Raw genomic sequence first — 13,144 nt, 5'->3', positions numbered from 1 at the left:
CTTTTTCCAGACAAGCCGCTATCTGGACGAAGCCGTTAAGGAATTATTTGATGATCTGAAAGAACAAGGTCTTTACGAAAATTCGATTATCGTCATGTATGGGGATCATTACGGCATCTCAGAAAACCATAACGAAGCGATGTCCCAATATNCCAGGATCAGGCAAGGGCCATGTCAATGAAGAGATTGGCGGCCAGATCGATATGCGCCCAACGATTCTCAATTTGATGGGAGTGGAATCGGACACGGACATGCAGTTCGGCAGTGATTTGTTTTCCGAAGAACGTGATGAATTCGCTATTTTCCGCGATGGACGTTTTGTTACTGACGATTACGTCTATGCCGGAAGTACCTGTTACGAAAACCGTTCTGGCCAGCTAGTTGATCAGGAGCTGTGTGCTCCTTTTGCAGATCAGGCTTTAACAGAATTAAATTACTCAGAAAGAGTCATTAATGGCGATCTTCTCCGATTTTACGATGAAGAAACTGGCCAATTGCTTGATGCAGATCAATAAGAAAAAAGGAAGACCAACTGCCCAAAGGCAGCTGGTCTTCCTTTTTACGTTTAACAGCAACTGCGTAAGCCTTATGCTTCCAGTTCTCTCTTCTTCTTGATACTGATCAGTGCGCCTACCAAAACAATTCCCAACAACACTGTCCAGAAAATCAGTTTCCACTCTGTTGAATGCGCAAAGTCGTATGGCAAAATTCCGAGCTTTTCGTGTGACAATGTCAGTACTGTCAATTTGACGCCTACCCAGCCGACAATTACAAATGCGGTAGTCTCCAATTGAGGATAATCTGCCAGCAGCTTGACGAATTTGTGGGCTGCAAATCGCATAATGATGATACCGACTAAACCGCCAGCAAGCATGACGCCAAACTGTCCGCCATTAATTCCGCCGATTTCCATGTTGCCAAGATGCGGCAGCGTCATTGCCAAGGCAACTGCAGCGAGCATTGAATCGACCGCAAAAGCAATATCCGCCAGTTCAACCTTCAACACCGTCATCCAGAACCCAGAGCCCTTTGTCGATTCCGGTTCGATTGTATGTTCTTTTCCTTTTCGCTGATCGTAAATATGCTTAAAAGCAATAAATAATAAATATGCGGCTCCCAAAGCTTGGATCTGCCATACGTCAACCAACAGCGTAATCATGAACAAGGCCGCAAAACGGAAGACAAAAGCTCCGAGCAATCCATAAAACAACGCTTTTTTCTGCTGCTCTTTCGGCAAGTGTTTCACCATGACTGCCATGACTACCGCGTTATCCGCAGCGAGCAATCCTTCCAATGCTACCAATACCAGCAACACCCATATATATTCCAATAAAATTGCTTCCATCTTTCATCATCCTCCTATTTTTTGCCAACAAAAAAGACCCTTGCCTAATTAAAGGCAAAGGTCTCGCTAAGCAAATTTCTGCTATCACAACCGATGGCTACGAACCATGTAATGACGATTGTGAAATAGGTTTCCCTAAAGCTACTCCCCTTTGACGTGAAGTCAAAAGTATATTTCGTTGTATAAATACAATAACATGAAGCGGCCTTTTTGGGAACTAAAAATTCGTCCGAATTGTGAATTATTTTATTTATTGCAAGTTTTTTCAATTTTAGTTGGACCAGTTGCTACTTCCATTTCAATAATCCGTTTAAATCTTTGAAAATATAATCCGGCTCCAATCCAAGCTCTTCTTTCGGTAAGTTTTTGCGGTTGATCCAAGCCGTTTGAAACCCGAAATTTTTAGCACCTGAAATGTCCCAGCCGTTTGATGACATAAACAGGACTTCGTGTTTTTCAATACCGAATTTCTCCCATGCATATTCATAAGATGCAGGCGCAGGCTTAAACTGTTTGACTTCATCGATGCTGATAATGCGTGAAAATAAATCAGTCAATCCGGCATTCTCGATCAAAGGATCCAGCATATCGTGGGAGCCGTTGGAAAATACCACTAAATTCTTATCTTCCAATTGAGCAAGAACTGCCTCAACTTCCATATATAGTGGCAAATGGAGATAGGCTTCGAGCAACAGATGTTCGTTCTGTTCGCTGCTCTGCAGACCATTTTCTTTTAGGGTATGTTTCAATGCCTGGTGTGTAATGGAGTAGAGTGTGTCATAGTTCCCCATCAGCTGGCGCAGCATAAAGTATTCAACTTGTTTGGTTCTCCAAGTTTGGCTGATCTTCTCACCGTAGCCCGGATAGAGATCCTCGCATTCTTTTTTGATCGCCGTTACATCAAACAATGTTCCGTAAACATCGAAAACAAAAGCTTTGATAGAATTGTCCATTTTACACCCTCCTTTGGCGGTTTACTTTAAAGAAAGTCTGATTCATCTTATACCCCAAATTCAAGAGGCTAGTCAGACCTGCAGAAATTGGCAAGACAGCCGGTGCACCACATTCAATCAGCAAGACCGAATTTCCTATGTTTTACCTGACCACAGCCAAAACAAAAAGAGCCCAATCGCGAGCTCCATTTGTCTACCTATCAAAATAACTATTGGGAAGCAGAAACAAACTATTCTGCCCACTTTAATTACCATTCTAAAAATCAGTTTTGATGAAAAATACGTTTGAGTGATTCTTTTAATTGTGGTTTCACCATGATGATCGGGCGTACAGCAGTCGCTTGGGCTTCCGCTTCCTCAACCGTATCAGCTTTGCCAAGTGCCAATAGCGTACCGACAGCTACAGTACCGGCCCGGTTGCTGCCTCCTGCGCAGTGGAAATAGACTTTCTTGCCTCCATTATAGGCATCCACTACTTGATCGATGGCTTTTTTAATCGACTCATCCTGCTGCTCATCCGAATCATCCACTATCGGACTGTGGACACGGACATAATCATATTCGCCTTCTGCTGCTTCTGCACGCAAGTCGATCACTACATCAATGTTTTCAGTAGCTGCTGCGGCTCTTGCATCGGCTGCGCCACCAATAAAAATGCGGTCTTTTACTAACTCCTGATATTCTTTAGTCATGTCGTTTCCTCCAATCTTGGATTTTCCGTTGCTCCTGGTAATTTCATTTTCCTATTTGCCTGTTTCCGCAAATTGACGAATCCGCTCTCCAATTTCATCACGGACATTTTGGAAGACCGTCCATTTTTCTTCATCCGATCCTTCTGCTTTCGCCGGATCGGTAAATCCCCAATGATCGCGTTTGACGTGCGGCGGTGTCATCGGACATTTGTCCGCCGCATCGCCGCAAAGCATTACGACAAAGTCGGCATTGTTCAAGATTTCCAAGTCAATGATGTCGGAAGTTTGGCCCGAAATGTCGATGTCCACTTCGTTCATTGCTTTTACGGCGTTCGGGTTCAGTCCGTGTGCTTCGATGCCCGCACTCAAGACCTGCCACTCATCCCCAAGGATTTGTTTTCCCCAGCCTTCTGCCATCTGGCTGCGGCATGAATTGCCAGTGCAGAGAAAATATAATGTTTTTTTCGTCATTAGAAAAAACTCCTTTTTCTTTTACATTTATTTTTACAGAACTAATAACCATAGATACAACCCTACGAGAGTCGCAATCAGCGTCGGAACCGTTAAGATAATACCGACCTTGAAATACGTCCCCCATGAGATTTTCACACCTTTTACCGACAACACGTGAAGCCATAGCAATGTAGCAAGTGAGCCGATCGGTGTGATTTTCGGACCTAAATCCGACCCGATGATGTTCGCATAAATCAACGCTTCGCGAATAGTTCCGCTTGTCTGTGTCTCGGAAATCGCCAAGGCATTGATCATCACGGTCGGCATGTTATTCATGATGGACGATAGGATGGCTGCGATAAAGCCCATGGACATCGTCGCCACAAACAATCCTTGATCTGCAGCGGTCTGAATAACATCTGCTAAAATACTGGTCAACCCGACATTTCGAAGTCCGTAGACCACGACGTACATGCCAAGTGAAAAGAAGACAATCGCCCACGGTGCCCCGCGCAAGATGATCCGCGTGCGGACAGCCGGACTCTTCTGTGCCATCAGTAAGAAGAAGATGGCGATGATGCCGGCTACGATGGAAACCGGTACACCAATAAATTCACTTGAGAAATAGCCGATGAGCAATACCGCAAGAACCACCCATGACAGGCGGAACATCTTGTGATCCTTGATGGCATCAACCGGCTTTTTCAAATTTGTTGCATCGTAGTTTTTCGGTATGTCTTTGCGGAAAAACAAATACAGCACCAAAATACTGGAAACTAAAGCAAATAGATTCGGAACAATCATCCGGGATGCATATTCCACAAATCCAATGCCGAAAAAGTCGGCCGAAACGATGTTTACCAAGTTACTGACGACTAGCGGCAGCGACGTCGTATCCGCTATAAATCCGCTGGCGATGATAAACGGGAAAATCATTTTTTCCGAGAAATTCAAGTTCCGGACCATTGCCAGAACAATCGGCGTTAAAATCAGCGCTGCTCCGTCATTCGCAAACAAGGCTGCTACAAAAGCACCGAGGATGCTGACAAAAACAAACATGCGCAATCCGTTTCCTTTGGCGATTCGCGCCATATGTAAAGCTGCCCACTCGAAAAATCCAATTTCATCCAGAATCAACGAGATGATGATGATGGCGATAAAAGCCAGTGTTGCGTTCCATACGATTCCTACTACATCCGATACATCTTGAAAATCGACTACCCCGACCAATAAGGCAAGAATTGCACCGCCGATAGCTGACCACCCAATCGAAAGATTGCGCGGCTGCCAAATGACGAGTACAAGTGTGAGGAGGAAAATCACCGATGCTAAAACCACTTGTAACATGTAATTCCCTCCATTATTTGCAACTAATTCGCAAACCTTGTTTTTCTAATTCCTGGATCCGCTCGTCCTGGCTTGGAATAAATGCCAGAATATGCAACACCATTTCATACATCGTACTGTCTGTGTTCAGCGAATAAAAAATCCACTGCCCTTTTCGGTTTTCCTTCACCAATCCGACATCGCGCAATTTGCGCAGATGCTGGCTGATGGCCGGCTGTGTAATGTTAAAGATTTCTACAAATTCGCAGACACAGCATTCATTCTTTTCAAGCAGCTTCATCATGGACAATCGCGTTTTGTCTCCTAGAAGCTTTAACACGGTGGTGGCTTGTTCGATTTCAATTTCCTTCGCTTTTACTTCCATCTTTTCTTTCACCTCATTCATTGGATTCTTTTAAAGCTATGGAATTTCTTTTATTGCTGCTGTTGAAACTTACAATATCATATCAGCATATACTTATATGTTCAAGAGCATCTGCTAAAATAAGCCTTATAACTTAATGGACAACTAGAATATGAAAATATTTCTTAAAGACAGACATCAAACCCACAAGATTTTTGTTGCAAGTGCAACAAAATGATGATATATTTTTCTTAATTATTTTTATTGTATTTGCAACTAAACTGTAAAAGAGGAGATTCCATGAAAGAAATTTTGCGTGAAATCGGCATGATAGCGAGAGCTCTGGATTCCATCAGCAACATCGAATTCAAAGAGTTCGATTTGACCAAAGGACAGTATTTGTACATTGTGCGGATTTGTGAACATCCAGGAATTATCCATGCACAATTGCTGGAAATGATCAAAGTGGATCGTTCCACCGCTACCCGTGCACTTCAAAAGCTTGAAGCAAATGGGTTTATCGAAAAAAAAGATGATCCATACAACAAAAAAACCAAAGGGCTTTTCCCTACCGAAAAAGCGAATGCGGTCTATCCTTTTATCAAAAGAGAAAATGCCCATTCAGATGAGGTAGCTTTAAGCGGCTTTTCCGAAGAAGAAAAAGATAGCGCATTTGTGCTTTTGCAGCGCATCCGGAAAAATGTCGAAAAGGACTGGGAATCGGTAAAAAAAGGCAACAAGCGAGATTATTGAGACAGCAAAGGAGCGACAATCCATATGACGACAATGATAAAAAAATGCACACTTGACGACCTGCACGAACTTCAAAACATAAGTATCGAGACCTATACCGAGACGTTCAAAGAACACAACACACCTGAAAACCTTGCTGCTTATTTGGAACAAGCATACCCCCTCGACAAACTCGAACGGGAACTCGCCATCCCTTTTTCAGATTTCTTTTTTATTTATTCTGGCCAGCATATTGCTGGATACCTGAAACTCAATACCGACAACGCACAGACAGAACCCATGGGCATGGACTCACTGGAAGTTGAACGAATTTATGTAAGGAAAGCTTTTCAAAAGTTAGGCATTGGCAAGCAATTGTTAAACAAAGCAATTGAGATGGCACACCAACAAGACAAAAAAACGATCTGGCTCGGCGTCTGGGAAAACAACGATAATGCGCTCGCATTTTATCGCAAAAAAGGATTTGTCCAGACAGGATCGCATTCATTTTATATGGGCGATGATGAGCAAACGGATTTGATCATGGTTAAGACACTTTAATACGCATATCTGAAAGGTGGATCTTTATGTATATTCCAAAATATTTTAAGGTCAGCGATTTTGATGAAATCACAGATTTTGTTCAGCAAAACTCGTTCGCAACACTTGTCACTACAAAAAAAGGAAAACCCATTGCGACCCACCTCCCGCTTCAGTTGAAAAAACAAGGTGAAGATTATTTCATAACCGGGCATATGGCATACGGAAATCCCCAGTGGCGAACATTTGAAACGTCTGAAGAAGTACTCATCATGTTCCAGGGGCCACATGCATATATCTCTTCTTCCTGGTATGAACAGGAAAACGTTCCAACCTGGAACTACCAGGCTGTCCATCTCTATGGCACCGCACAACTTATGACCGAAGAAGAATTAAAACAGGATTTGACGAACTTAATGCAAAAATACGAAAGCCACCGTGAAAATCCGGTTCTATGGGACAACCTCTCCCCTTCACTGCTGGAAAAAGAACTAAAAGGCATTGTAGGGTTCAGGATTCCAATCAGGGAAGTTCAAGCCGCGTATAAAATGAGCCAGAACCGAAACGAAACGGATTACAAGAACATCATCGACCGGCTGCAAAAAGAAGAAAGTTCAGCTTCAAAGCAAGTCGCTGATGTGATGGGCAGAAACTCTAAAAATCCGCTTTAAGTTTTCAATTCTTCATCCGGGCAGCAATCGAACAAGTGGCTTGAAGTATTCCGGCAAAGCTTGTACAATACAAAGTAATTGCATATCTGAAATGTTTTCTAGGGTTCCGCAGCATACACACTGGCCTGGTCCGAGAGAAAACTCACAGCTCTGCTGTGTCACGGAAGGACAAAAGCCTGGGAGAAACTGTTTTTTACAGTTCTCCCGGGCTTTTTTATTTCTATAGATACAAACTAGGAGGAATTTAGAGTGAATTCAAATTGGGTGAAAGTAATACTTGCTGCGGTTTTTGAAGTTGTTTGGGTCATTGGCTTAAAACATGCTGATGGGTTTTGGGATTGGACAATTACAGTCATCGCAATTGTCATCAGTTTCACGGTCATGATCATGGCAGGCCGTAAGTTGCCGGTCGGAACGGTTTATGCGGTTTTTGTTGGACTTGGGACAGCAGGAACAGTTCTATCTGAAATCATCATCTTTAACGAGCCGTTCAGTGCAGCCAAACTTCTGTTGGTCGGCGTTTTGTTGGCAGGCGTCATCGGCTTGAAATTAGTAACGAAAGATCCGATTTCTGAAGGAGGAAGAGTATAATGGCGTGGACAGCATTGGTTTTGGCAGGCGTATTTGAAATGTTCGGTGTGGCAATGATCAACAAGCTGCATCAGGACCGCAATTGGCAATCTCTTTTATTGTTGCTTATTGGCTTTGGTGCAAGCTTTATCTTTTTGGCTTATGCCATGGAAACCCTGGCCATGGGAACAGCTTACGCCATTTGGACTGGAATCGGAGCATCCGGCGGTGCTATACTCGGCATGCTTTTCTACAATGAATCCAAGGATTGGAAGCGAATCCTCTTTATTGCCATGGTGTTGGGTTCAGCAGTTGGGTTGAAACTGGTTTCTTGAACCGCAAACCCTCTATCCTTTAATTTATGAATTATAAGAAGCGAGAAACTTGCAGCTAAGTTTCTCGCTTCTTATTTGATATTGCCGTTTCTCTCGAAATCTTATCCTTTTCGAATTCCAAATAGGTTAAATCAGTTTCACGTTGTTTCTAGTGCCAACTTCCCTAGATAATGTTTCTGTAATGCCAGATGAGCAGCAAATGCATTTTCCAACGAAAAGGATTTATCTATATGCGCTTTTACATTCCCCATCTTTACATGGTTGGTAAACCTGCTAATTATATCCCCATCAGGCTCTCCATTAAATGCAGTCACTTTGATTTTTTCACTAGTCGGCAGTGGATAAACACCATTTGGATAGGCAGCTTTGCCTCCAGGTTTAATCGACTGCATAATTGTTTTGGTTATTTCTCCACCGGCAGTGAACAAAGCTGCATCAAACCCTTCAGGTTCAACTGCTTTTGCCGCAGACAGAAGATCGTTTCTGTAACCATCCGCAATATTCTCTATACCAAGCTTTCGAACCATCTCGACTCCATCAGCTCCCGATGCAACGGCCAAAACTTTGGCGCCGATTTGTTTGGCAAGCTGCACAGCAATATGTCCCACTCCGCCGCTGGCACCAAAAATCATAACGGATTCATCCCTTTTTAATTGTAAGATATCTTCCAGTCCGCGCAGCGCCGTTATTCCTGCTCCTGAAATAACACCAGCTTCCTCAACACTTATACTTGGTGGAATATGAGTTACATATTTTTGCTCGAGAGCAGCAAACTCGGCATAAAAACCGCCTTTAGGATTCAGAAATCCTATCCCCATCACTTTATCTCCTCGTTCAAACCCCTTCACACTTTTCCCTTTCGAAACAATAGTCCCTGAACCTTCAGACCCTAATACATACGGAAACTTTGCTTCCAATTTCAGCATCTTTGCATATCCGCCTTGTCTTTCAAAAATATCCCATTGACCGACCCCTGCAACTTCAACTTTTATCAAAACATCATGATCATCTACTTGGGGTATTGGAATCCATTCTGTCACCAGCTGGTTTTCATCTCCGAACTCGTGCAAGACAGCCGCTTTCATAAAATTTTTACCCATATTTAAATTGCTATCCATCATTCCACCTCCGCTTGTATTTGCTTATTTTCTATTTTAAGCTAATAACATGACAATACATGTCATTATTAAAGGAGAAATGATCATGTCCAAAACAAAAGTACTATTCGATTTGATTCTCTTCGTAAACTCGAAACGCGTATTTGTAGCACAAGATGTGGCAAACGAATTTGGTGTTTCAATAAGAACTGCACACAGATACTTGCTTGAATTAACTGAAATGGGCATTCCCCTTTATACTGAACCTGGACGCAATGGTGGTTACCGGTTATTGCATGATAGAGTGCTGCCGCCAGTCATTTTTGACGAGAACGAAGCATTTTCCATCTTTTTTGCTTTTCAGGCTTTAAAAAATTTAAAGTCATTGCCTTTTGAGGTCAATGTCAACTCTGTTACAAGAAAGTTATATGCTAATCTTCCAAACGACGCCAAGAAAAAAGTCGTTCGACTAGATGAGGTACTTTTATTTGAAACCAAAAATAGAAACCTTCCCTCCCCTTTTTTGAAAGAAATTATCAATGCCGCAGCTGAAAATCAGCTACTAAAAATAGAATACTATTCGAAAACCAAAACCACCTTAAAGAATGTTGCTCCTTTGGGAGTTTATGCGAATGACGGTCTTTGGTATATGCCTGCCGCGGATGTAAGCATCGGAAAAATCCGACTTTATCGAGTGGATAGAATCGTTTCTATGGAGAACACACATCAAAACGTAGATACCGGAACTGATTTAAAATCATGGCTGAGAAGTCAGCATAACCAGGAATCCAAAAATTCCATAAAATTGCATGTTGAATTGACACGTGAAGGAATGAGGCAATGCAGCGGAGAGCCTTGGCTGGAAACACACATCACAAAGGTAGATGATGATCACGGTTATATAGAAGCAACTATAAGCAGCACTGAAATTGAATATGTTTCGAGGTACTTTTTCCAGCTAGGCACTTCCGTAAAAATTATTGAACCCCCAGAAATTATAGCTAGTATCTGCAATCTTTCACGTGAAATAATTGATCAGTACACATAATTTAACTGACCCTTAGCTTTTGCCCGAATGATCCATGTCGATAATTGTCGAGCACGCTATATACAAAAAGAGACAGCAGGCAGAATTCGTTGCCATGCTGTCTCTACTGTTTTTTGAAGGAAGTCCGCCCTTTTTTCGGTCTTTTACTGCTGCCATAATTTTTTCGATGGCTATACTTCAAAAAAACTCTTCCATATTTTATTGCCTGCGTTTCAGTGATTCAATATCATTCACTAATGCACGCACATGTTCCACCTTAGTAGACCAGCTGGTGCAGAACCTGACGACGCTTTCGGTTTCATTTATCTTTTCCCAAGTATGGAATGCATATTTTTTGCTTAATTTTTCTATCTCATCGTTTCTGAGGATCGGAAATTGCTGGTTGGTTTTCGAGTCATATCTTAATTTAATTCCATTATTTTCAAAAGCTGCTCGAATGGTTGTTGCCGCATCCACTGCGTGTTTGGACAACTCCATGTACAAGCCATCTTGAAAAAGCGTTTCAAACTGGATTCCCAGTATCCGTCCTTTAGCCAACAGCCCGCCTCTTTGTTTGATCATGTAGCGGAAATCTTTTTTCAAAGCTGGATTTGTAATCACTACAGCTTCTCCAAACAATGCACCAATCTTTGTTCCCCCAATATAAAACACATCACAAAGTCTGGCAACATCGGCTAATGTTAAGTCGCTGCCTTCTGAAGCCAATCCGTATCCCAGTCTGGCACCATCCATCATTAAGATTAACTCACAATCCAGGCACACCTTCCGCAGCTGTTCCAACTCTGTTTTGCTGTAGGTTGTGCCCAATTCTGTCGGATTGGATAGGTAGACCATGGCCGGCTGGACAATGTGTTCGTGAGTAGGGTCGTTCCAATGCTCTACATGCACCCGCCTAACTTGTTCTGCGTTAATTTTTCCATCTTCACTCGGCAAAATAAGGACTTTATGGCCCGTCGCTTCTATTGCACCCGTTTCATGTACGGCAATATGGCCCGAATGTGCAGAAATCACACCTTGATGGGGGCGCAAAACAGAAGCGATTAAAATCGTATTTGTTTGCGTACCCCCTACCAGGAAATGAACATCTGCTGAGGGCGCATCGCAGGCATCCTTTATTAACATTTTGGCTCGTTCACTATACTCATCCATGCCATAGCCTGCGCTTTGTTCTTCGTTTGTTTCCAATAGCCGTTCCAAAATTCGTCTATGTGCTCCTTCTGCATAGTCATTCTCAAATCTTATCAACCTCTTTTCCCCCTTCTGCTGATCTTCATTTATGTTCTAACTCTATTAAACCGCATTTTCTTTTAGCCACCAAATGAAAGCACTAAACTCCTGAATATACAAAGTGCTGCAACTCCTGCATTCCTTTTTTAAAAATGGTTAACAACCTTCTGCTTTATTTCTGCATATTATTCATTATTTGATTGAAAAAAGCCAGTGGCTGCCGCCTTGACATTCCTTGATATTCGCCTTACAATCAATATATGAACATATGCTCATATATTGATAATTGATTTTCTACTATTCCATTTGGAGGTGCATAGCTGATGAATAAGGATTTTAAAAAAGATGAAAATTTCTTACTAAATGAACACCCTTTAGATGAAGAAACCTTGTTTCTTGTGTCCCAAACGTTCAAGGCATTGAGCGACCCGACACGGATTCGCATTTTGAATCTATTGTGCTCTGCCGAACATTCCGTTAATGAGCTGGCTGAAAAATTGGATTTAGGGCAGTCCACCGTGTCCCATCAACTGCGCTTTTTAAAGCAATTGCGTTTAGTCAAATACAGAAGAGCCGGAACCACCCTGTACTATTCAAAAGACGACGACCATATTATGAATTTGCTGAATCAGGCCATTGAGCACGCAACCCATAATTAAGCTCGGGTTGATGTGTCAATCAAATTACAGTGGACTCTACTAACTTTAGAAGTTGCGAGGAGGGCTTATGATGGCACATGATCATAATCATGACCACACGCACGGAGCAAACAAAAAAGTTTTGAAAATTTCATTTTTAATCATTACCAGTTACATGATTGTTGAGGCCATCGGTGGTTTTTTGACAAACAGTTTGGCTCTTTTATCCGATGCTGGCCATATGCTGAGCGATTCTATTTCATTGGCAATTGCTCTTATTGCATTCAAGCTGGCCGAAAAAGCTGCTAATCATAGCAAAACTTACGGATACAAGCGGTTCGAGATCTTGGCGTCAGTCATAAATGGCGTGACCTTAATAGCGATTGCCGGTTATATTTTTTATGAAGCTATTGAGCGTTTTGCAAACCCGCCGGAAGTTGCCACTACCGGAATGCTCATTATCAGCGTCATCGGACTGGCAGTAAACATTGTTGTTGCCTGGATTATGATGCGCGGCGGGGATACCCACGAAAACTTGAACATGCGCGGCGCTTATTTGCATGTTTTAAGCGACATGCTGGGCTCTGTTGGCGCCATTGCAGCTGCGCTGCTGATCATATTCTTTGGCTGGGGATGGGCAGACCCAGCGGCAAGTGTGATTGTAGCAGTCCTTGTTCTAAGAAGCGGTTATTTTGTGACCAAAGCCGCTGTACATGTTTTGATGGAAGGAACTCCGCACAACGTTGATGTAGATGATATCCTTGAAACCATCAGCAAGACAAAAGGAATCCAGGGAATTCACGATCTTCACATCTGGTCCATCACCAGTGGGATGAATGCCTTGTCCTGCCATGCAGTGGTCGATAACCAACTAACTATTGCAGAAAGCGAACACATATTGCACAACCTTGAATATAGCCTTGAACATAAAGGGATATCTCATGTGACAATTCAAATGGAAACAAAGGCACATCAACACAACGACTCTATTCTTTGTACGGTAAAAAATAACCCATTACACAACCATTCCCATTAAATTGATGACAATTTAAAATAGGCTCTTTTTAAGTTAGCTTCATATGTTGTAACTTACCATCTGTCACTCAGAGTCTTAAAAAAATATTTTACGCCAAAAAAACGCCAATAGGAAATT

At 42.4% G+C, this 13,144-nt stretch carries 16 protein-coding genes, 1 pseudogene and 1 riboswitch; of the genes and pseudogenes, 9 read left to right on the top strand and 8 right to left on the bottom strand.

The genetic code is table 11. The features are described from left to right. A pseudogene (locus GJB59_RS12725) lies at positions 1–515 on the top strand (LTA synthase family protein); the annotation flags it as partial. A 71-nt stretch (positions 516–586) separates the two neighbouring features. On the opposite strand, the gene GJB59_RS12720 reads toward GJB59_RS12725, so the two are convergent. From GJB59_RS12720 to GJB59_RS12695, 6 genes are all read right to left on the bottom strand, one after another. Then, a complete protein-coding gene (locus tag GJB59_RS12720; protein WP_142829467.1) occupies positions 587–1,345 on the bottom strand; it encodes a TerC family protein in 759 nt (252 codons plus the stop codon). 287 nt (positions 1,346–1,632) lie between these two features. Further along, the gene (locus GJB59_RS12715) at positions 1,633–2,298 is read right to left on the bottom strand and encodes a haloacid dehalogenase type II (protein ID WP_142829469.1); all 666 of its coding nucleotides are present in this window, start codon (positions 2,296–2,298) and stop codon (positions 1,633–1,635) included. A 263-nt stretch (positions 2,299–2,561) separates the two neighbouring features. Then, positions 2,562–2,990, bottom strand: a complete 429-nt coding sequence (locus GJB59_RS12710) for a protein-tyrosine phosphatase family protein (protein ID WP_142829471.1) — start codon at positions 2,988–2,990, stop codon at positions 2,562–2,564. A 51-nt stretch (positions 2,991–3,041) separates the two neighbouring features. Continuing rightward, entirely contained in the window at positions 3,042–3,461 is a 420-nt protein-coding gene (gene arsC / locus GJB59_RS12705) for an arsenate reductase (thioredoxin) (protein WP_142829473.1), read from the bottom strand. A gap of 33 nt (positions 3,462–3,494) precedes the next feature. Further along, positions 3,495–4,790: an arsenic transporter gene (locus GJB59_RS12700; RefSeq protein WP_142829475.1), complete on the bottom strand. Its 1,296-nt coding sequence runs from the start codon at positions 4,788–4,790 to the stop codon at positions 3,495–3,497. Positions 4,791–4,803: 13 nt separating this feature from the next. After that, complete coding sequence (locus tag GJB59_RS12695) at positions 4,804–5,154, bottom strand: ArsR/SmtB family transcription factor (protein ID WP_142829477.1); 351 nt, start codon at positions 5,152–5,154, stop codon at positions 4,804–4,806. A gap of 279 nt (positions 5,155–5,433) precedes the next feature. Here GJB59_RS12695 and GJB59_RS12690 point away from each other — a divergent pair, with 279 nt between their 5' ends. From GJB59_RS12690 to GJB59_RS12670, 5 genes are all read left to right on the top strand, one after another. Further along, positions 5,434–5,886 (top strand): MarR family winged helix-turn-helix transcriptional regulator, encoded by a 453-nt coding sequence (locus GJB59_RS12690; RefSeq protein ID WP_142829479.1) that lies wholly within the window; start codon positions 5,434–5,436, stop codon positions 5,884–5,886. A 24-nt stretch (positions 5,887–5,910) separates the two neighbouring features. Then, positions 5,911–6,426 carry a spermidine/spermine N(1)-acetyltransferase gene (gene paiA, locus GJB59_RS12685; protein WP_142829481.1) on the top strand — a complete coding sequence of 172 codons (516 nt, stop codon included), beginning with the start codon at positions 5,911–5,913 and terminating at the stop codon, positions 6,424–6,426. A gap of 26 nt (positions 6,427–6,452) precedes the next feature. Next, positions 6,453–7,076: an FMN-binding negative transcriptional regulator gene (locus GJB59_RS12680; RefSeq protein ID WP_142829483.1), complete on the top strand. Its 624-nt coding sequence runs from the start codon at positions 6,453–6,455 to the stop codon at positions 7,074–7,076. A gap of 87 nt (positions 7,077–7,163) precedes the next feature. Beyond that, a riboswitch (guanidine-I (ykkC/yxkD leader) is annotated at positions 7,164–7,261 on the top strand. Between the two features lie 64 nt (positions 7,262–7,325). Next, complete coding sequence (locus GJB59_RS12675; protein WP_142829484.1) at positions 7,326–7,667, top strand: DMT family transporter; 342 nt, start codon at positions 7,326–7,328, stop codon at positions 7,665–7,667. Then, positions 7,667–7,981 carry a DMT family transporter gene (locus tag GJB59_RS12670; protein WP_142829485.1) on the top strand — a complete coding sequence of 105 codons (315 nt, stop codon included), beginning with the start codon at positions 7,667–7,669 and terminating at the stop codon, positions 7,979–7,981. Before GJB59_RS12675 ends, GJB59_RS12670 begins: the two co-directional genes overlap by 1 nt. 137 nt (positions 7,982–8,118) lie before the next feature. On the opposite strand, the gene GJB59_RS12665 is transcribed toward GJB59_RS12670, so the two are convergent. Next, the gene (locus GJB59_RS12665; protein ID WP_236015668.1) at positions 8,119–9,099 is read right to left on the bottom strand and encodes an NADP-dependent oxidoreductase; all 981 of its coding nucleotides are present in this window, start codon (positions 9,097–9,099) and stop codon (positions 8,119–8,121) included. A gap of 85 nt (positions 9,100–9,184) precedes the next feature. Between GJB59_RS12665 and GJB59_RS12660 the strand changes: the two genes are divergently transcribed. Next, positions 9,185–10,126 carry a helix-turn-helix transcriptional regulator gene (locus GJB59_RS12660; protein ID WP_236015667.1) on the top strand — a complete coding sequence of 314 codons (942 nt, stop codon included), beginning with the start codon at positions 9,185–9,187 and terminating at the stop codon, positions 10,124–10,126. A gap of 198 nt (positions 10,127–10,324) precedes the next feature. On the opposite strand, the gene GJB59_RS12655 is transcribed toward GJB59_RS12660, so the two are convergent. Then, positions 10,325–11,371 carry a threonine aldolase family protein gene (locus GJB59_RS12655; protein WP_142829489.1) on the bottom strand — a complete coding sequence of 349 codons (1,047 nt, stop codon included), beginning with the start codon at positions 11,369–11,371 and terminating at the stop codon, positions 10,325–10,327. Between the two features lie 305 nt (positions 11,372–11,676). Here GJB59_RS12655 and GJB59_RS12650 point away from each other — a divergent pair, with 305 nt between their 5' ends. Both GJB59_RS12650 and GJB59_RS12645 read left to right on the top strand, forming a co-directional pair. Next, positions 11,677–12,012 (top strand): ArsR/SmtB family transcription factor, encoded by a 336-nt coding sequence (locus GJB59_RS12650; RefSeq protein WP_142829491.1) that lies wholly within the window; start codon positions 11,677–11,679, stop codon positions 12,010–12,012. Positions 12,013–12,082: 70 nt separating this feature from the next. Next, positions 12,083–13,027 carry a cation diffusion facilitator family transporter gene (locus GJB59_RS12645; protein WP_142829493.1) on the top strand — a complete coding sequence of 315 codons (945 nt, stop codon included), beginning with the start codon at positions 12,083–12,085 and terminating at the stop codon, positions 13,025–13,027. The last annotated feature ends 117 nt before the right edge of the window (positions 13,028–13,144 follow it).

This window comes from Planococcus soli (assembly GCF_016881065.1).
Classification (GTDB): domain Bacteria; phylum Bacillota; class Bacilli; order Bacillales_A; family Planococcaceae; genus Planococcus; species Planococcus soli.
Note: the sequence above shows the minus strand (reverse complement) of the source record. Positions and strands in the feature narration are given on the sequence as shown.